21 protein-coding genes are annotated in these 18,646 nt (G+C 37.6%); all 21 read right to left on the bottom strand.

From position 1 onward, the window contains the following. Positions 1 to 78 precede the first annotated feature (78 nt). The 21 genes from JEM49_RS09930 to JEM49_RS09830 all read right to left on the bottom strand — a co-directional run bounded on the left by JEM49_RS09930 (position 79) and on the right by JEM49_RS09830 (position 18,639). Positions 79 to 1,593: an L-lactate permease gene (locus JEM49_RS09930; RefSeq protein WP_201874866.1), complete on the bottom strand. Its 1,515-nt coding sequence runs from the start codon at positions 1,591 to 1,593 to the stop codon at positions 79 to 81. A 259-nt stretch (positions 1,594 to 1,852) separates the two neighbouring features. Next, a complete protein-coding gene (locus JEM49_RS09925) occupies positions 1,853 to 2,647 on the bottom strand; it encodes a metal ABC transporter permease (protein ID WP_025005878.1) in 795 nt (264 codons plus the stop codon). Further along, positions 2,647 to 3,294 carry a metal ABC transporter ATP-binding protein gene (locus tag JEM49_RS09920; protein ID WP_025005879.1) on the bottom strand — a complete coding sequence of 216 codons (648 nt, stop codon included), beginning with the start codon at positions 3,292 to 3,294 and terminating at the stop codon, positions 2,647 to 2,649. Before JEM49_RS09920 ends, JEM49_RS09925 begins: the two co-directional genes overlap by 1 nt. Before the next feature lie 31 nt (positions 3,295 to 3,325). Further along, positions 3,326 to 4,243, bottom strand: a complete 918-nt coding sequence (locus tag JEM49_RS09915) for a metal ABC transporter solute-binding protein, Zn/Mn family (RefSeq protein ID WP_201874864.1) — start codon at positions 4,241 to 4,243, stop codon at positions 3,326 to 3,328. Between the two features lie 253 nt (positions 4,244 to 4,496). Further along, complete coding sequence (locus JEM49_RS09910) at positions 4,497 to 4,769, bottom strand: ArsR/SmtB family transcription factor (protein WP_003630183.1); 273 nt, start codon at positions 4,767 to 4,769, stop codon at positions 4,497 to 4,499. A gap of 204 nt (positions 4,770 to 4,973) precedes the next feature. Beyond that, positions 4,974 to 6,968, bottom strand: coding sequence for a PTS fructose transporter subunit IIABC (locus JEM49_RS09905; RefSeq protein ID WP_201874862.1), 1,995 nt, complete (start codon positions 6,966 to 6,968; stop codon positions 4,974 to 4,976). 18 nt (positions 6,969 to 6,986) lie between these two features. Then, a complete protein-coding gene (gene pfkB, locus JEM49_RS09900; RefSeq protein ID WP_025005881.1) occupies positions 6,987 to 7,901 on the bottom strand; it encodes a 1-phosphofructokinase in 915 nt (304 codons plus the stop codon). Further along, positions 7,901 to 8,656, bottom strand: coding sequence for a DeoR/GlpR family DNA-binding transcription regulator (locus JEM49_RS09895; protein WP_201874860.1), 756 nt, complete (start codon positions 8,654 to 8,656; stop codon positions 7,901 to 7,903). The genes pfkB and JEM49_RS09895 overlap by 1 nt, the downstream gene beginning before the upstream one ends. A gap of 267 nt (positions 8,657 to 8,923) precedes the next feature. Further along, positions 8,924 to 10,129 carry an ABC transporter permease gene (locus tag JEM49_RS09890; protein WP_201874859.1) on the bottom strand — a complete coding sequence of 402 codons (1,206 nt, stop codon included), beginning with the start codon at positions 10,127 to 10,129 and terminating at the stop codon, positions 8,924 to 8,926. Further along, complete coding sequence (locus JEM49_RS09885; RefSeq protein WP_201874858.1) at positions 10,122 to 11,018, bottom strand: ABC transporter ATP-binding protein; 897 nt, start codon at positions 11,016 to 11,018, stop codon at positions 10,122 to 10,124. Before JEM49_RS09885 ends, JEM49_RS09890 begins: the two co-directional genes overlap by 8 nt. Before the next feature lie 272 nt (positions 11,019 to 11,290). Next, positions 11,291 to 11,695, bottom strand: coding sequence for a hypothetical protein (locus JEM49_RS09880; RefSeq protein WP_201874857.1), 405 nt, complete (start codon positions 11,693 to 11,695; stop codon positions 11,291 to 11,293). Positions 11,696 to 11,711: 16 nt separating this feature from the next. Next, entirely contained in the window at positions 11,712 to 12,251 is a 540-nt protein-coding gene (locus JEM49_RS09875; protein WP_025005886.1) for a hypothetical protein, read from the bottom strand. A 412-nt stretch (positions 12,252 to 12,663) separates the two neighbouring features. Next, positions 12,664 to 14,967, bottom strand: coding sequence for a glycoside hydrolase family 31 protein (locus tag JEM49_RS09870; RefSeq protein ID WP_201874856.1), 2,304 nt, complete (start codon positions 14,965 to 14,967; stop codon positions 12,664 to 12,666). A 124-nt stretch (positions 14,968 to 15,091) separates the two neighbouring features. Continuing rightward, positions 15,092 to 15,283: a hypothetical protein gene (locus tag JEM49_RS09865; RefSeq protein WP_025005891.1), complete on the bottom strand. Its 192-nt coding sequence runs from the start codon at positions 15,281 to 15,283 to the stop codon at positions 15,092 to 15,094. A gap of 14 nt (positions 15,284 to 15,297) precedes the next feature. After that, positions 15,298 to 15,486 (bottom strand): hypothetical protein, encoded by a 189-nt coding sequence (locus JEM49_RS09860; RefSeq protein ID WP_025005892.1) that lies wholly within the window; start codon positions 15,484 to 15,486, stop codon positions 15,298 to 15,300. Positions 15,487 to 15,582: 96 nt separating this feature from the next. Next, a complete protein-coding gene (locus JEM49_RS09855; RefSeq protein WP_087176218.1) occupies positions 15,583 to 15,804 on the bottom strand; it encodes a hypothetical protein in 222 nt (73 codons plus the stop codon). Beyond that, a complete protein-coding gene (locus JEM49_RS09850; RefSeq protein ID WP_025005894.1) occupies positions 15,794 to 16,027 on the bottom strand; it encodes a helix-turn-helix domain-containing protein in 234 nt (77 codons plus the stop codon). Before JEM49_RS09850 ends, JEM49_RS09855 begins: the two co-directional genes overlap by 11 nt. 15 nt (positions 16,028 to 16,042) lie before the next feature. Then, complete coding sequence (locus JEM49_RS09845) at positions 16,043 to 16,570, bottom strand: DUF2975 domain-containing protein (RefSeq protein ID WP_087176217.1); 528 nt, start codon at positions 16,568 to 16,570, stop codon at positions 16,043 to 16,045. Between the two features lie 15 nt (positions 16,571 to 16,585). Next, positions 16,586 to 17,104 carry a DUF2975 domain-containing protein gene (locus tag JEM49_RS09840; protein WP_098036413.1) on the bottom strand — a complete coding sequence of 173 codons (519 nt, stop codon included), beginning with the start codon at positions 17,102 to 17,104 and terminating at the stop codon, positions 16,586 to 16,588. Positions 17,105 to 17,260: 156 nt separating this feature from the next. Beyond that, entirely contained in the window at positions 17,261 to 17,584 is a 324-nt protein-coding gene (locus tag JEM49_RS09835; protein ID WP_025005897.1) for a bacteriocin immunity protein, read from the bottom strand. A 305-nt stretch (positions 17,585 to 17,889) separates the two neighbouring features. Continuing rightward, the gene (locus JEM49_RS09830; RefSeq protein ID WP_201874855.1) at positions 17,890 to 18,639 is read right to left on the bottom strand and encodes an aspartate/glutamate racemase family protein; all 750 of its coding nucleotides are present in this window, start codon (positions 18,637 to 18,639) and stop codon (positions 17,890 to 17,892) included. Positions 18,640 to 18,646: the final 7 nt, after the last annotated feature.

Below are 18,646 nucleotides of genomic sequence, written 5' to 3'. Positions count from 1 at the left end.
TCTCCAATTAAATCCAAATCATTGTATCAAAAAAGAATTTGCATCATAGCAGATCCTTCATTTTTTATTTTTCTAACTTTAAATCATACCTGTCAGTAATCCCGTAATGTACAAGAACACACAGCAGACTACCAAGTACAAACTGCCCCATTTGACAGTTTCCTTCAAGATTTCACCTTCATCACCTTCGCGGTGAATTGCACCGGTCGCTACCGCAATGTTCTGTGGTGAAAGCATTCCTGCTGTCGCACCAGTCATATTTGAAGCAACAACCCAGTACTTGCTTACGCCTAAGTCCGCTGCTGCTGACAGTTGCAAGTTACCAAAGAGCACGTTAGCTGAAGTAGCAGATCCTGTTAAGAATGTTCCAAGAGCCCCAATAAGCGGCGCAAACAATGGGTAAACAGGGCCAAGCAAACTTACCAATGCAATAGCTAACGCATCAGTCATGCCAGCATAGACCATTACCTTAGCCAGACCAACAATGGCACAAACTGTAATTGTGGTCTTCCACACGCTCTTAATGCATTGTGCTAAAATCTGCATCATCTTCTTAAAACTAACGCCTTGGATGGTTCCCCCGATTAATGTAGAAATTAAAAGTAAAGTTCCTGGAGAATTTAACCAATTAATGGCCAAGGTATTTGGATTTTTACCCGTGTAAATTACCAAGTTAGTTGTCACCTTGCTAAGCAAATTGTTAACTGGTGCTACTAATGATGATGCAAAAATGACGAAGATGAAGACTAAGATAAATGGTGAACATGCCTTAAGCATTTCATTTGTACTTGGACGCTCCACATCAGATTCTTCCTCATCTTCATGCCATCTAGTAAACAAAACCGTAATAGCGATTGAGCAAAGAGAACCTACAATTGCAGGTAATTCTGCACCGACAAATTTAGCAGCTATTACCTGGGGAATAGCCATTCCTAGTCCTGACATCAAGGTAATTAAGCCAACGCCTTTTACAGCTTTAATACTGCCTTCTGTCAAAATTACCAGGATAAATGGTACTAACACTACCAATACAAATAATTGCAAAGTTACAATGAAAGATAAATTTTCTTGCTTCAAGTTAGTTACTTCAGCTAATGTTAAAATCGGCAAGCCAATTGCACCAAAAGCTGTTGCTGTTGTGTTGGCAATCAAACTAATTACTGATGCTCTAATTGGATCTAACCCAAAAGCAATCAAAATACCTGCCGCGATTGCTACTGCTGTACCAAAACCGGCAATTGATTCAAGAAAGCCGCCAAAGCCCCAAGCGATAATTAGCACGATAATACGCTTATCAGTTGAAATCGTGGCCAGCATATTCTGAATGGTTTTCATTCCGCCCGACTCAGTAGTCACATTGTATGCGAATAACGCCATCACGATCACGAACATGATTGGCCAAATACCCATGATGATCCCTTCTAAGGCTCCCGTCATGGTATCTAAAACAGGTAATTTAAAGCTAAAAATTGCAAGCACAATTGTTAATACCAATCCAATTACACAAGCTCGTGCAGCTGGCATGCGCATCACACCAAGTGAAATAATCAACCAAATGATTGGCAACAACGCAATCGCAAACTTAATCCACATCTAACCCATCCTTTATCGTAAAACATCTTATAGTATATTTAATCATTAAATAAGTCAAAAGTTAAAACCAAATACTCAAATTTTATTAATTATTACAAATTCTAAAATTTTTGCTTGCAACTTTGCTCAACAAACTATATAACAATTAATGGAAAGTAAAATTTCTCACATCATTTGAGAACTACTCCTCGGAATGGAGTAGTTCTTTTTCTTTTTCAAATAAAAAACAGGTTGAATTTCTCAACCTGCTTTATTTCTATTAACGATGTTTAACTACATGGAGGCCATAAGCAACCAGATAAATTACTACTTCGATTGTAGCAATAAAGAATGTGACAGGCCAATTAGTGATAAAACCTAAGTATAGACCTGCCCAAACACCAATTAAGGCAAAGAAAACCGACCATGCAATCATCGCTGGAATTGTTCGACCAATATAACGGGCCGTTGAAGATGGCAATGTTAGCAAAATAAATACTAACAATGAACCAACAATTTGTGCACCGATAGCAACTGACATAGCCAAAGAAATTAAGAAAACAATTCCTACTAAGCCAGTATGCACACCGTGCGCAATCGCACCTATATGGTCAAATGAATCAAAGTTCAAGTTCCTTTGAACCAGCAAAATCATCAGCAAAACGATAACTGATAAAACAACCAATTGGATTACGCCTTGTTTGTCTACACCGATAATACTACCGAACAAAATATTCGTCGCATAACGGCTGTTAGACCCTGAAATAGCTAGGAACAAGACACCCAATCCAATAAACAGTGCAGAAATCGCACTAATTGAAGATTCCTTTTGATCACTATGCAAAGACAATTCACCAACGCCAATCGAACCTAATAACGTGAAGAGCAGCATCCCCCATAACGGCGCAATACCGATAAACACGGCAAAGGCTGCCCCCGCAAAGCCAATTTCTGACAAAGTATGAGCTAAAAAGGCATAGCTGCGTGCTACAACATAAACTCCGACGACCCCACAGGTAATCGCAATAAATGTACTTGCTAAGAAGGCATAACGCATAAATTCATATTGAAACATTATTCGAAATCCTCCTTAAACTCACTCATCTTTCCTTGTCTGATTGAACCCTTGTTAAGGTACAAGTAATCAGTCATATATTTTTTAGCTAACGGAATATCATGAGTAACGAACAAAACCGTAATTTTGTGTTCTTGATTAAGGTGCTTGATTAGCCCCATTAATTCTTCCTTAGCAGCCGGATCAAGACTCGCTGTTGCTTCATCCAAGATAATCATATTAGGACTATCCAGCAGCGCCTGAGCTAAATATGCACGCTGTTTTTGACCTCCTGAAGCTTCACCCATTCGAGTATCCTTAATCGAATCTAAGTGAGTTTCAATCAATTGATGATCAATTTGATCCTTCACCTTTTTTGTTTTAAAAAGTGGTGCATTTAAACCTATAAATGCACGAATTGAAAGTGGATATTCTGAATCAATATTTCTAAATTGTGGCACATAGCCTAATTTAACATCTGATGAGAAATTATAGCTACCATCAGTTGGCGTAAGCATCCCCATCAAAATCTTAATTAATGTTGTCTTTCCCGTTCCGTTTGGTCCCAAGAGAGCAGTCATTGATCCTTTTTCAAGATGAAAGTTAATATCCTGAAAAACGGTCTTTGTATCAAATCTCATTGAAAGATCATTCACATCTAAAATCAATTTAGCGTCCCCTTTACTTGCTAAATTCTATCTATTTTTTGCTAATATTAGCTAAATTTTGGTAATTTTCTCTCATCCAATCCAAGTAAGTCATATGATTTGGAATTGTTTCGCGAACGTTAAGTACTGGCACACCGTTTTCCTTAGCAAGCTTAACAAAAGTCTTAACAGTTGAACTACTTGCTTGAGTGTTATTAACAAAGAATGCGATCTTCTTATCCTTAATTTCATTAGTCATCTTGTTGATGGTCTTAGGACTTGGATCAGTACCATTTTCAATTGCTTCTTCAAATTCCTTGTCGCCAATCTTGTAGCCAGCTTCTTCTAAACCGTAATCAAAAACAGGTTCACTAACTAAAACAGGCTTATTGTTCTTCTTATCAGTTGACTTGGCAATTTGCTTGATCTTAGCAACTTTAGCTAAGTACTTGTCACCATTTTCCTTAAAGTAAGCTGCATGTTTTTTGTCTAACTTAGACAAACGCTTAACTAAGTAGTTAACATACTTGGTTGGCATATCTAAATCATACCAGATATGAGGGTTGTCGCCCTTCTTGAGTCCCATTAAGTCTTCGCCCACCAAGACTGGTTTCTTGCTTACTGAACTAGCTAACTTGTTCATCCAAGTGTCATAACCCAAGCCATTAGCTACGATAATGTCAGCCTTAGTCAATTCCTTGGCATCTGCAGTTGTTGGTTCAAAATCGTGTGGGTCAGTTGCACTGTTTTTAATAATGGCTTGAACACTGCCGTACTTACCTACAACATTCTTAGCAATATCTGCATAAACATTAGTTGTAGTCACAATTGAAACCTTGTCAGAGTTAGTTTTTGCACCCTTTTTATTTGAGCATGCGGAAGCTAAGAGCATAATCATGCCCATTAATCCCATGATAAAAAGTGACTTAGTAATTCTAGATTTTATTTTTCTCAATATAATTTCCTCCATACAAAAAAAGCATTTAAATCAGAAAGTTCAGCAATTCTTTTCTGACTTAAAGTTAGAATAAGCTAGTTTGATAATCGTGTCAATATTTTTAAGCGTATACAAATAGCACCAGTGCCTCTTAGACCTGATGCTATCAATAAAAACTTATAAATTATAAGAAATGTTTAAAATATAAAATTTGCTGAATTTTATTTAAATGCTTTTGTTCTAGAATTACATCATTATATAAACATATTTTTATATGCTTGTCAAACTATTCTTTGACGTGCTGACGTAAAACATCCAAGATTTTAATAATATGATTATCAGCTAAACTATAGTACTTTTCCTGCTTAACCCGTTCACTTTTAACCAACTTAGCTTCTTCTAAAATTCTAAGATGACGTGAAATAGCTGGTTGACTCACATCGAATTGCTTAACCAAATTATTTACACTACTTTTTTGATGATCATTTAAATAATAAAGAATCTGAATACGAATTGGATGATTGAGAGCCCTGGTGATCCGGATAATTTGATCGTTCAACTTTTTCACCTACTTACTAGTTTTAGCTTAATATATCCCTTAATTTTTCTCACAAAAAAACGCTACCCGAAGGTAGCGCAAAACATAACAGAGTATCTTGATTCAAGTAGAGATCATCAAGATACTTATATTATAATACGTTTTTTTACATAATGGAGTATTTTTTGATCAATAACTTAAATTATTTTACTCCAGTACATATTTTTATTCGTCAGGATCGTCCTTAACGTTCTTCTTCCAGAAACTCATGATCAAACCGGCTACGATAGAACCGATAATAGTTGCCAAGAAGTAGAACAAAATGTGACTTGGTCCGCCAATGTTACCAGCAAGTGGTGATACCCAAAGACCACCGTGAGGAGCTGGAACACCAACGTGCCATAAACCAACTAACGCACCACCAACAGCTGAACCGATAATACATGAAGGAATTACACGACCTGGATCAGCAGCTGCAAATGGAATAGCACCTTCAGTAATGAATGAGAATCCTAATACCCAGTTTGAAACACCTGCACGACGTTCTTCCAAAGTATATCTATTCTTGAAGAAAGTAGTACCGATAGCAGTAGCAAATGGTGGAACCATACCACCAACCATAACAGCAGCCATTAAGATAGCAGCAGTAGTTGAGTGTGGGTCGTTAGCAAAAGCACCTGAAGCAAATACGTAAGCAGCCTTGTTGAAAGGACCACCCATATCGATTGACATCATACCAGCCAAGATAGTAGTAAGAAGTACCAAGTTACCAGTACCCATACCATTCAAGAAGTGGGTAATAGCAAAGTTAATACCACTGAAGATTGGGTTGATGATGTAGAACATAATAGCTGCGATTAACAGCAAACCTAAGATTGGGTAGAACAGCATTGGCTTCATACCTTCAACTGAGTGAGGTAATTTAGCAAATAGCTTCTTCAAACCAACCATTAAGTAACCAGCGATGAAACCGGCAGCAATACCACCTAAGAATCCAGCTGGTGAAGTTGCGTGTGATTGAACGTTAACTTGGAATTGACCGTTAACGATCGCAGCCATGTAACCACCAACGAAACCTGGCATAAGAGCTGGCAAGTCACCGATTGATTCAGCAATGTAAGCAGCAAGAACTGGAACCATGAAGGCAAAGGCCAAGTTACCAGCGTTGTTCAAGAAGATAAATGCAGGAGACTTAGCACCACCACCGTAGTTTTCTACGATGAAGGAGATAGCCATCAAGATACCACCACCAATAACGAATGGAAGCATGTGGCTGATACCGTTCATTAAGTTCTTGTAAATACCTGCCCATAAGCCTGGCTTTTCAGTGCTTGATGATTCTTCTGACTTGTCAGATGCACTTGCGTGGTAAACACCTGCCTTGTCATCCATAATGTCATCAATCAATTCACCTGGCTTGTTGATACCATCAACAACTGGACGGTTAACTAAGTGCTTACCGTCAAAACGTGGCATATCAACTTTCTTATCAGAAGCGATAATAACACCTTTAGCACGCTTAATTTCATCAGGGGTTAACTTATCCTTAACACCTTCTGAACCGTTAGTTTCGATTCTAACTTCGATACCGCGCTTCTTACCTTCCTTGATCAAGGCTTCTTGAGCCATGTAAGTATGGGCAATACCGTTGATACATGCAGTAACACCAACGATCAAAGGCTTGTTATCATCTGAACTACCTTGAGCTTTAGCAGCTTCCTTAGCCTTTTTAGCTTCGGCAGCCTTCTTGTCTTCTTCGTCCTTCTTAGTTTCAGCCTTTTCGAAAAGATCGATAACTTCTTCTGGAGTCTTAGCAGCCTTAAGTTTTTCAACCAATTCTGGATCAATTAATAAACCAGAAAGCTTAGCTAAAGCTTGAAGGTGAGTATTGTCAGCACCAGCTGGTGCAGTAATCATGAAGAATAAGTGAACTGGTTGACCATCAAGTGAGTTGTAGTCAATACCTTCTTTACTCTTAGCGAACAACACACGAGCCTTGTTAATTGACTTGTTACGTGCGTGAGGCATCGCAATTCCGCCACCAATACCGGTAGTAGATTCATTTTCACGGTCCCAGATGGACTTGATAAATGCATCTTCGTCGTTAACGATATCGGTTGCAACTTCAAGGTCAGCCATTTCTTTAATGGCATCTTCTTTGTTTTTAGCCTTGAGTTCCATAATCATGGACTCAGGACTTAATATGTCCTTAATTCTCATATATCTTTCCCCTTTAAATTAAGAAATTTGTCCAACCTTAATCTGTGGCAATACTGCGTCGATTTGACTCTTCACAGCGATATCCTTGGTAAATGCAGTAGCAGCACCACAAGCCATACCAATTCTAAAGCCTTCCTTAGGATCTTGAGTCTTGTAGTAAGTACCAACAAAACCAGCGATCATTGAGTCACCGGCACCAACTGAGTTGACAGCAGTACCAACGGCACCCTTAGCGTGGTATACGTGATCCTTAGTCAAAAGGAAACCACCTTCGCCAGCCATTGAAACCATGACATTTTGTGCACCCATATCAAGCAACTTTTGTGCGTATTCAAGCATCACGTCGCTAGAATCAAAGGTTACGCCAAAGAGGTCAGCCAATTCGTGGTGGTTAGGCTTGATTACTAATGGCTTGTATTCCAAAGTATCAAGAAGAGCTTGACCAGTAGTATCAACAACAAATTCTGCACCTGCTTCTTTAATAGTAGGAAGCAATGATTGATAGAAATCAGTTGGAAGGCTTGGAGTAAGAGAACCGCTCATTACTACAATGTCGCCCTTCTTTAAATCGTTTAAACGATCCTTAAAAGCAGTGATTTCTTGGTCGGTAATGTTAGGACCAGCCGCGTTAATTTCAGTTTCCTTTTCAGCGTGGATCTTAACATTCACACGAGTGTTATCTGAAATAGTAACGAAGTCACTTTCAATTCTCTTTTGGTTTAATTGGCGAACCAATTCCTTGCCAGTGAAACCACCAACAAAGCCCCAAGCAGTGTTATCAACACTTAATTGGTTAAGAATTTGAGAAACGTTAATTCCTTTCCCACCTGCTAAAAATGCATCATTATTAGTTCTGTTAACTTCCCCGCGGTTAACTTTTTCTAATTGAAGAACATAGTCAAGCGCTGGGTTAACAGTTACTGTATAGATCATTATTTTGCCTCCTCTAGGTTGATATCGGCAGGTAATGCCGCTTTTTGACTGGATTTAAGTTGATCTGTTACCACGTAAACGTCCTTGGTGTTGGCGAAAACCGCAAAGTTGCGTTCACCAATCTTGGATGAATCAGCTAAAACATAGGCATGTCTAGCTTGTTTAATTTCGGCAGCCTTAATTGCAGCTTCTTCGGGATCTGGCGTTGTAAGATTGCCATTTTTTTCGATTCCGTTAGCTCCAACAAAACTAACTGAAAAGTTCATCCCTCTAATTTGAGCGAGTGCAGTTTGACCAATCACGGCATGAGTGTCATCTTTGACCTCGCCACCAATTAAGATGGTCTTAATGCCGTGATTCAAGCTACATAACGCCGTTTCAACACCATTGGTAATGATCTTCACCTTGGGAACATCGACCAAAAATGGGACTAACTCATATGTGGTCGTTCCCGCATCGATAAAGACGTTATCACCTTGGTGAACGAAGTGTTCTGCTGCGTATTTAGCAATAGAAATCTTCACTTCATGATTCAAACTAAAGCGGACGTTTTGGGAAACATCACGAGAAAAATTTTTTACTGATTGAGCACCGCCATGCACACGCTTAAGCATTCCGTTCTTCTCCATCTGAATAAGATCGCGACGGATAGTTGATTCGGATGTATCAGTTAAGTCGCATAACTCGCTAACGCGGCATACTTCGTGCTGATTAACGTAGTTTTCAATTAAGCTTTGGCGTTCCTGTGTCAGCATTTCTTTTTCACCTCGATCATTATTGTATCCGCTTTTTTCTCCAAAATCAATCACATTTCTTCAAAAATAATCATTTTAATTAATTATTCTTCATTAAAATTCATTTTTATGCATTTTTTACGCAAAAAACAGATCATGTGTATTTACATGATCTGTTTTCGTAGTCACTGATAATTATTCTTAGTCATTTTACCCTATTTGACGAAGAATAAACAAAAATGACGAAAAAAACCAGCAAGATTATTTCTTGCTGGCTAAATAAATATTCTAATTAAGCAATCCACGCTTAAAGTTTTGCCATGGACCTAAATCATCAGTTTGTAAAATCAACTTCGGATAGATACGTCTGATCCACATAAAGGAAATTACTATTGCTAACAAAGCAGCCACAGCTGAAATTCCTGCTTCAAAGCCAGTCGCATTTCCTTTCAGCACTCTCATTGGCATAATGAATGATGATAAGAATGGAACATATGACAAAATCTTAGCCCAGATCGGATCACCTGCTGATTGCAAGTTGATTGCGATCAAGAAGCCAACAATACCGATAGTCGTCAAAGGTGAAACTGCCTTATTTGCATTCTCGCTCTTAGCAGTCAAAGCACCACAAAATGCGGCGAAGATGATGAATAATACTAAAGCTAGTACCGTGAACAGTAGGCCCCAGGACAAAAGGTTGCCTACGACTTGGTCGATCATCGGTTTGAACTTGTTGAAACTGTCGCTAACCCCACCAATATACGGTGCAGCATAATAACAACCTGCTAACCCTAACGCATAAATTAACACCTGGGTAATAATTTCACCAAAAATGCCCAAAATTTTACCAGTAAAGTAATCCCCACCTGGCATACTGGAGAAGATTACTTCCATCATCTTGGTGCCCTTCTCGGTCGCAATATCTTGTGCCGTTACTTGAACGTAAGTTAAAACCAAGAAATATAATAAGAAAATCAGAATGAAGAAGGTTATTTCTTGTACTGGATTATCGGCACTGCCGTCAGATTGTTTGATAGTCTGTTTGAAATCAACTTGATCCGACAATGCCTGTAGTTGCTTAGCAGATAATTTGGCTGCTTTTAAGTTCAAGTCTTGCTGGACATTTTTTAGACTAATCAAGAATTCTGACTTAAGATCATCGTCCATCTTCTCATCGCTGTGATAAGTAGCAATTAAGCGATTATCCTTTTCTTGAACTACTACGTAACCATCAATGTCGTCATTGTGGTAAGCCTTCTTAGCCTTGGCGACGCTGGCGTAGTTGTCAAAATCATCCGACTTCTTGACTGATTGGCGTAACGCCGCATTGTCAGTTACCACGCCAACATAACTATCGTCACCACTACCCGTCATGAATCCAATTCCAAATATCACGAAGACCATAATGAATGGTGCTAAAATCATGAATAAATATGACCATGTCTTAACTTCTCTGCGGTAGGTTTCTTTCGCTACTAACCAAATCTTATGCATGACGGGCACCTGCCTTCATCTTAAATATTTCATCCAGTGTTGGTGGTTCTTGATCAAAAGTCTGAATATATTGGCCAGCAGATAACTCATCAAAGATTGCTTTGCCATATTTTTCATCTTCAAGAATGAGCAGCTTAGAGCCGTTATTCTGTGCGATGGCATCCGTTACACCAGGCAATTCACGAAGATCACTCAAGCTCTTGTCTGTTCTAACAAAGATCCGAGTCAGGCCAAAGCTATTCTTGATCTCATTGACCGGACCGTTTAAAACGACACGCCCATCATTAATCATCACGACATCATCACAGAGTTCTTCAACGTTACGCATGTCATGATCAGAAAAAATAATCGTTGCACCATTTCTTTTTTCTTCAAGAATCAGCTGTTTCATCAAATCAACGTTGACGGGATCTAATCCGCTAAAAGGTTCATCCAAAATAATTAATTTAGGCTGATGAATCAAAGTAGCGATCATCTGGACCTTCTGTTGATTACCTTTAGACAATGATTTGATTTTATCGGTAGGTAAGCCTTTTACGCCTAAGCGTGATAACCAATCAGGCAGTTCTGCCTTAGCCTTCTTAGCTGACATCCCTTTCAAGCTGGCTAAAAAACTAACTTGATCAGCCACGGTTAATTTAGGCATCAAACTGCGTTCTTCAGGCAAATATCCTACTTGATCATAGTCTTTGGCATTGAATTTTTTGCCATCAATACTAATCGTACCGGTATAATCCACGAAGTTCAGAATGCTGTGAAAAATCGTTGATTTTCCGGCACCGTTTTTACCGACCAAGCCTAGGATGCGGCCATTCTGCACGGAAAAACTCACATCGAATAAGACTTGATTAGCACCGAAGCTCTTATTGAGGTGGTCGATCGTTAACATAGTTTATCCTTTCGTCAACTTTTATCGTTCTTGTCTCTTTTCATGGCAAAAGCCACAAAAAAATGAAAAAGTTATCACAGAAATTAATTAGTAGAACTTTTCCCAGTGAATGACTGCTTCTCAGCGTTTTTTTGCCTAACACAATAGTGCGATAAGTATATTGGCCGCCACGCCGTCCTGCAATCGTTCTAATTACTGCAGCAATTAAGCTCACGACTAGCACAAGTACAATCACTAAAATAATCGATTTCGTATTATTATCCATATTCATTCTAAAATAGTAAAGCAAACAACATTCCGCTGATAAATTCGCCAATTATTTCCCAGGAAAATATTTCCTTCATCAAATTAAAACTATTAAGGTTCATTAACCAGTCAAACAATACACCTACTACTATGAAAAATAGACCGGTTAAGATCATGTTTCTAATCATAGTAGTTACTTTAATCTTAGAAAAGGTTGCAGCAATAACGCCATGCTCGATCAAACTTAATGTAATAAAGGCCCCAGCCATTGAGCCAAAAACGGCTCCGATAGCGATTTCAGCTAATTGATTAACTAATGGTGCGTTCTTTAAGTCATAGCCAATCCACATAACGATTGGTAAAACAAGCATCCCTACTAACATGCCAACCAAAATCTTACGATTATCACGTTCAAATTGAGTCTGTTCCATGATTATTCACTGCTTTCTAAATAATTGAATCTGAATCTTTTTGCACTTTCATTCCATACTTGAATACCAAGTACACCACATACAAAACTGCTAAAAACAATAATCCATTAGTAATGCCATTCGGATAGACATAATTCTGAGTTTGTGCATTAACCAGCTCATGATTGCAGGCAATTATAACGTAATCAATAATTGAACCCACCGTATAACAAGCAACTGAAATTAATAATTTTTTGAGCAGTTGCAAGTTCTTTGCCGCAAAGTAAATTTCTTGCTTAATGTTTTTGACAATTAAACGTGCGTAACGACAAATCAAGAATTCAGCGATAGCCATTACCATGAATAACATTCCTAATCCTACAATGAGCCAGATGAGTTGTACATCTGAAATATTATGTACGCCCAAGCCTACACGGAATCCGTCGCGAAAATCTGCGTTGGATAAGCCAAATAAACCCACACCTACTGTGCCAATGCCGAAAATTACGCCGAGAACACAAATCACTTGATATATCCAAGTTAATATCGTTAATAGATTTAAAATAAACTTTTTCATTTTCTTACTCCTCTATGAGTTAGCTTTTAATACGCTTCTCATATATTATTGTATATCGATAATTAATAATTGAAAAGAGGCAAAATAATATTTTATCAAGTATATTTATCTATCTTCAATTAAGACACTCCCCAACAATCCTCACTACATTATCTTCCATGAAATTCCGTCTTTTACCAGGTATGCGCGTTAACGGCGTTTGGTTCATCCCCTTTTATAAAATCATATTAAATCGACAGCTTCACATGTAAAGAAGGACCGATTTTGAAGAAAACGTAGACCGATTTGGTATCAAAAAAGCTCCAACTAGTTCATGAAATACACTAGTTGAAGTCTTATAATATTCAACTTTAATATTTTTTCACCCACAAAAAATAGCCACCGAATTTAATCGATGGCTACAAACTTATTTTTATTTTTCTACGTATTCACCGTCGCAATAATCAAAGACAACTTCGCGATCAGCTAACTTAACTATAATCTGTTGATATTCATGTGCATAACCATGATGTGCCAACTTAATTTCCACATGACCGTCAGCAACTTCCACATCGTACCAGTTGTATTCGCCATTTTGGTAATTGAAGTCCAGACCGTTATCTTGGTAATGAGTGTACTTACCTTTGTCGCCAAAGACTCTGAAGGTCATGGTCTTATCTGGCTCATCAGAAATGTGGCTAACTTCATTGCCCCATGGCAAAATCGTATTCTTCTTAATAAACAATGGCAATTTATCAATTGGAGCGTCAACCAGGATCGTATTCTTGCCGCTATATTCAACGCCATTCCAGAAATCAATCCATTCACCTTCTGGCAAGTAGACTGCACGGCTAGTTTGACCTTCTTGAACAACTGGAGCTGTCAAAATGTCTTCGCCCACCATGTATTCATCATTCATGTTATACACATGTGGATCATTTTCATAATTCAAAACAAGTGGACGCATGATTGGCAACCCAGTTTTACTTTCACGATAAAATTCATCGTACAAGTATGGTACAAAACGGTAACGTAACTTCAAGTACTTACGATAAATTGATAATGTTGGTTCGCCAAATACCCATGGCTCTTGTGAGCGAGTGCCTAGAGCCGCGTGGTTTCTGTAAAGTGGGCTAAACAAAGCACCTTCAATCCAGCGAGTCAAAAGTTCAGGGGTAGTATCGGCACCAAAACCACCAATATCAGTACCGGCAAAAGTAAAACCACTCATCCCCAAGTTACATAATTGCGGGATCATCATTTGCACGTGTGTCCATAAACTTTGGTTATCACCAGTCCAAACTGTGGAAAACTTTTGTGTTCCAGCATATGCAGCACGAGTAATTACAAATGGACGCTTGCCTGAATACTTCTTAAGTCCCTCATAAGTTGCCTTAGCCATGTTATGACCATAGACATTGTGCATCTTTTTATGAGTGGTTTCCTCATCTTCATTATGGAAGACTACATCTTCTGGAACTTCACCTCTAAATGAAGCTGGTTCGTTCATATCGTCCCAAATACCTGAGACACCTAAGTCAACTAAGTACTTGCAGTTCTTAGCCCACCATTCACGTACTTGCTTGCGACCAAAGTCTGGGAAGACTGCATCCCCTGGCCAAACTTCATTCACATAAACAGTGCCATCTGGAGCCTTAACGAAGTAGCCCTTTTCAAGACCCTCTTGGTAGATCTTGTAGTCGTCATCCTTCTTTACACCCGGGTCGATGATCGTAATAATTCTGAAGCCGAGCTTACGCATCTTTTTAACAAAATCTTCTGGAGCTTCATAGGTATCTTTTCTCCAAGTGAAGACACGATATCCATCCATGTAGTCGATATCAAGGTGTAAAACATCGCATGGCAAATCATATTTGCGCAAATTTTCAGCGATCTTTTCTACTTGTTTTTGGCTGACACTATAGCCCCAACGTGATTGTTGATAACCTAATGTCCACTTTTGAGGCATTGGTACACGGCCGGTCAGATAAGTATAGTTAGTGATAACTTCCTTAAGTGAATCACCGCCAATAATGTAGTAATCAATATTGCCATCAACTGCTGAGTAGTAATAATAATTGTTGCTTTCTTTACCTAGATCAATGTGGTTGCGGTAAGTATTGTCAAAAAAGATACCGTAAGGATGACCATTTTTAATACCAAGTAAAATTGGAATTGACTTATAAAGTCGAGTGAAACTTTCTACTTGCGGATCAGGATTATCAGTATTCCAGTTGTCATAAGCATAATGACGCTTGTTTAAGAAACCTGTTTTATCACCCAGGCCATAAAATTGTTCATCGCTGGCTAAAGTCTTGATAATTTCATAATAGTTTTCATCATGCATGCCCAGCAATTTCTTAACATCATGGCCTTCTGATTCAGCTAGCTTCAAGTGCTCTTTGTCCATCTGACGATCGATTGGCGTTCTACTGCCGCGATAATCAATAATTAACGGATCGCCTTTTTCATCATAAACATCAATCTTTTCGTCATCGTATGCCTTAACAGTTAACTTTTCAGTTGTTATTTCAGCATGATCGCCTTTATCTTCAACATCAAAGTCAGTCTTAATTTCCTTATCGCCTTCAATGGCGTAAGAATTGCTGGCGTTGCCGCGATCTTGAAACACACGAATAATCTCTGGAGTTAAGACTGTTAACTCTAAAGGTTTATCTTGATAATTTAAAATAATTTTTTGTCCATCTTTAGTAAAGTTAATCAATTTATTAGTCATAAAATTCCCCTATTCAAGCTTTTTTGTATTCGCTTTCAATTTTAGCATAATAGTGCGCTCGATTAACTTAAAACTGGGAATCCGAAACTTTTTCCAACAAAAAAACCGCCTTGCGGCGGCTTCGTTAATTGAAAATATCTGACATTTTAGTTGGAATATTATTATTTTTAACAAAATATTTTTTAAAAGTAGTGAAATCTTGGTCTTCTCGATCTCGGTGTACGTACATATCATGCACTGCCCAAAATGCGGTAATTGCTAAATTAACACCTAGAACAATCAATAAACCAATCAAAATATATAGTAAGTACATCATTATACGTACACCTCCTAAATCGTTATCTGGCCCAGCGTGATATCTTCAATGAAATATCTTACAAAAGCCTCTCCAAAGCTCATGCCTTGTCCATTGTAGACATGCCATTCTTCACGCTTTGCTCCAATTGTTCTAGCCATACTGACTAAAAAACAAATAGCTAAATAAACTAAAACTATGTTTGCAACTATCATAATGACCATGTCCACACGTCCTTCCGCATCTGTATCACTTAACTAATACACTAATATCTATTGCTTAATTTGTCAATATCTAATTCAAAATTTCACTAATGGATTTTATTTATCATGCTTCCCGCCAATATACAAAAAGCCATAAATCGCTGGTCCAATTACAATTGCACCGGCAACAGAAGTAACTAGTACTACGACAAAACGTGGCATTGCAAAAAAGTCTGCACTAAAACCCTTACCAGCCCAGGCTCCGACAAATACTATTGCCCAAGCAATTAGCATTGAAATAAATAATTTTAAAGCTGAAAATTCATTTTTATTTTTCATCATCTTCACCTTTATCTTCATCATCTGGCACATACTTAAGCAAATCACCAGGTTGGCAATCTAATGCCTTACAAATTTTGCTAAGTGTATCAAAACGAACACCATGTGCCTTACCTGTTTTCAAAATAGACAAGTTCGCCGGTGTAATCCCAATTTCTTTAGCTAAATCTTTTGACTTCATCTTTCTTTTTAACAGCATAAAGTCAACAGTTACTTCAATCATCTGTTTTCATCCCTATTAAATAAAAGTATCTGATTCTTGTTGCAGCTTTAAACCAGATTTAAATACTAGATAAATAATATAGATAATTGCTAAAAAGATTAAGGCATTCCAGCTACTTGCTACCCATTCACTAGAAAGCTGGTCTGCTTTAGCAAATTCACCAGTCACGCAAATCAACAAGACATTGACCCAATTTAGTATAGTATAAATACCTACAGTCGCCAGCAACCGCTGCAATAATTGCAGGTTATCTTGTTCAAAATACTTCTCTTGATTTAAATTTACAATCATTTTTTGTAAATAATGAACAATTACAATCATCACAATATCGGCAATTAATGCCACAGCAATCACCATCCATGCTGAAGGACCATTGCTTACTTTAAAAAATGGAGTAATCATCATCTGGCGAATCCAGCCTTGCGTTCCGGGCGTTATGACTGCAGCAACTAAAAAGATCAAATAGAAGATCGCCATCAAAACAAAGTATATTTCGCCAATCCAGGCTACGATGTTAAGTAATTTAAAAACTTTATTTTTCATTTATATTCTCCCTTCCTAAATAATCTTGTTAGTGTCATCACGTAAGGCTAAGCCATGCTTAAAAATCAAGTAGACAACATAGACAATCGCAATAAATACCAGATCAGCAATATATGCATTAGGATAAAATGGTGTGCTGTCCATTGGCAAGATAATTGCCCAGGAAATAATTGACAACACTGTATAAACAATTGATCTAATTAACAATTGCTTCAATTCATGCAGGTTAGCCTGATCAAAGTAAACTTCTTGCTTGATATTCTTGATCAAGTGCCGCACATTATGAATGCCAAGATTAAAGAAAATAACAGCTATCAAACCAATAATCATAAAAAATGGTAGTATATGCCAAAATTGACTACTATACTGGCGTAAACCAGGTTCTTTAGCAATTTCTCTGATTACATCTGGCATTTTAACTAATAAGAATACAAAAGATCCTGCCATGAGTGTACATACAGCAATTGAAAACCACATAAATATTTCAATAATCCAGCTAATTACCGTTATTAGATTCAGGATAAACTTTTTCATAATTCATTCCTCCCTATAGAGTTATCTACCTCTCATTAATTTTATTGTATTACGATAATTACTGGCTGTAAATATATAATTTTATATTGAGGTGCAAAAAAATAGCTATCAAACCATTTTAGGTTAATAGCTATTTTCTTATATTTAATTTCTGTTTTATCTTCTACCAATGCCCGAAAAGGCCAAGCCTAAGGCTGCACCACCAAGTGCTCCTGCTTGATGAGAGACAGGGCGAACACCATTAGCAATCTCATAGTGAAATTCAGTCACACCCTTAGATAACTTGCTTTGCCAGCTTAAAGGATCAAGACCAACACGAATTAAGTTGCAAACATAGTTAGCTGATTCGCCAGTTTCGAGTTGATGCTTAGCATTAAGCAAAACTTTGCGTTCTTCTGGTTTAGTATTTTCGTTTACTAACAAATCAGTAATATTATTCAAAAGCCAAATCTTCAAGTCGTTTTCATCTTCTTGATACATTTTGAGACCTTCTTTGATTTTTCATTTGCTCTTATTATAGTCCTAAAAAATCAAAATGAACCTTCAAAATTAATTCTCTAATCAACGAAAAGCCTGGCAAAAAATCGTCGCAATTATGCCTTCATAAAGCGCAGCCATTCCCCAGGGGACATGATAATCTTCTTTTACTATTGTGTTCTAAACATCTATTAAATCATTCATTCTCTCATATAACCTATTTACAATATTACGATTTACTATATTATAATATTGTAAATTATAGTCCAACAAAATACCGAACCAGCTTCGCACTGATTCGGTATTTTTTACTTATACATATATTTCTTACATGCTTCTTCAGGATCCATCCCGTGACGAATCTTAAGCGCAACCTCAATTGACACGTCAGCAATAATTGATTGCGGATCAATCACGTTATAAGGATGATCTGGTGCCTTTTCTTGAGCTAAAGATAATTCAGTACAACCAAGCAAAATAACGTTGCAGCCATACTTATCATGCATTGTTTTCAAAATCTTGTGATACAAGTCATGATCAACAATGCCTTTTTCTTTAATATCAGAATAAATCAATTCATTGACCATCGGCTGAATCTCAGGACCACCTAATTCTACCGTCCTGCCAACTTTTTGAATTTCATCGGCATATAAATGATCATAAATTGACCCTTCTGTAGCAATTAAGCCAATTTTCTTTTCATCAGGATAATTATCAACAAAATTGTGCACTGCAATCCGCATCATATGCAAGAATGGCTTATCAGTAAGTGCTGCCAAATCATCATAGAAATAATGCGCAGTGTTGCATGGCATTACCAAAAAGTCTGTTCCCAGCTTATCCTGGCCTTCTACATCATCTTTTAAATCATAAAAGAAGTTAGGCTTAGAATGATCCTTAATATAAGCAGTTCTATCAGGAACTTGAGCATCATTAACCAAAATATAGTTTAAATAATCTTGGTCTCGCGCAATTTTTACTCGATGGTTAATTAAACGAACATAACTTTCAGTGGCAATGGTTCCCATCCCACCAATAATACTAAAGAAATGTTTCATCTTATCT

The organism is Lactobacillus sp. A27, from assembly GCF_016742815.1.
Classification (GTDB): domain Bacteria; phylum Bacillota; class Bacilli; order Lactobacillales; family Lactobacillaceae; genus Lactobacillus; species Lactobacillus gallinarum.
Note: the sequence above shows the minus strand (reverse complement) of the source record. Positions and strands in the feature narration are given on the sequence as shown.

What these genes read in the sequence shown, in the direction of transcription:
- JEM49_RS09930 (WP_201874866.1), bottom strand. Translation starts at nt 1,593, where the DNA reads ATGTGGATTAAGTTTGCGATTGCGTTGTTGCCAATCATTTGGTTGATT.
- JEM49_RS09925 (WP_025005878.1), bottom strand. Translation starts at nt 2,647, where the DNA reads ATGTTTCAATATGAATTTATGCGTTATGCCTTCTTAGCAAGTACATTT.
- JEM49_RS09915 (WP_201874864.1), bottom strand. Translation starts at nt 4,243, where the DNA reads ATGGAGGAAATTATATTGAGAAAAATAAAATCTAGAATTACTAAGTCA.
- JEM49_RS09905 (WP_201874862.1), bottom strand. Translation starts at nt 6,968, where the DNA reads ATGAGAATTAAGGACATATTAAGTCCTGAGTCCATGATTATGGAACTC.
- pfkB (WP_025005881.1), bottom strand. Translation starts at nt 7,901, where the DNA reads ATGATCTATACAGTAACTGTTAACCCAGCGCTTGACTATGTTCTTCAA.
- JEM49_RS09895 (WP_201874860.1), bottom strand. Translation starts at nt 8,656, where the DNA reads ATGCTGACACAGGAACGCCAAAGCTTAATTGAAAACTACGTTAATCAG.
- JEM49_RS09890 (WP_201874859.1), bottom strand. Translation starts at nt 10,129, where the DNA reads ATGCATAAGATTTGGTTAGTAGCGAAAGAAACCTACCGCAGAGAAGTT.
- JEM49_RS09885 (WP_201874858.1), bottom strand. Translation starts at nt 11,018, where the DNA reads ATGTTAACGATCGACCACCTCAATAAGAGCTTCGGTGCTAATCAAGTC.
- JEM49_RS09880 (WP_201874857.1), bottom strand. Translation starts at nt 11,695, where the DNA reads ATGGAACAGACTCAATTTGAACGTGATAATCGTAAGATTTTGGTTGGC.
- JEM49_RS09875 (WP_025005886.1), bottom strand. Translation starts at nt 12,251, where the DNA reads ATGAAAAAGTTTATTTTAAATCTATTAACGATATTAACTTGGATATAT.
- JEM49_RS09870 (WP_201874856.1), bottom strand. Translation starts at nt 14,967, where the DNA reads ATGACTAATAAATTGATTAACTTTACTAAAGATGGACAAAAAATTATT.
- JEM49_RS09865 (WP_025005891.1), bottom strand. Translation starts at nt 15,283, where the DNA reads ATGATGTACTTACTATATATTTTGATTGGTTTATTGATTGTTCTAGGT.
- JEM49_RS09860 (WP_025005892.1), bottom strand. Translation starts at nt 15,486, where the DNA reads ATGGTCATTATGATAGTTGCAAACATAGTTTTAGTTTATTTAGCTATT.
- JEM49_RS09855 (WP_087176218.1), bottom strand. Translation starts at nt 15,804, where the DNA reads ATGAAAAATAAAAATGAATTTTCAGCTTTAAAATTATTTATTTCAATG.
- JEM49_RS09850 (WP_025005894.1), bottom strand. Translation starts at nt 16,027, where the DNA reads ATGATTGAAGTAACTGTTGACTTTATGCTGTTAAAAAGAAAGATGAAG.
- JEM49_RS09845 (WP_087176217.1), bottom strand. Translation starts at nt 16,570, where the DNA reads ATGAAAAATAAAGTTTTTAAATTACTTAACATCGTAGCCTGGATTGGC.
- JEM49_RS09840 (WP_098036413.1), bottom strand. Translation starts at nt 17,104, where the DNA reads ATGAAAAAGTTTATCCTGAATCTAATAACGGTAATTAGCTGGATTATT.
- JEM49_RS09835 (WP_025005897.1), bottom strand. Translation starts at nt 17,584, where the DNA reads ATGTATCAAGAAGATGAAAACGACTTGAAGATTTGGCTTTTGAATAAT.
- JEM49_RS09830 (WP_201874855.1), bottom strand. Translation starts at nt 18,639, where the DNA reads ATGAAACATTTCTTTAGTATTATTGGTGGGATGGGAACCATTGCCACT.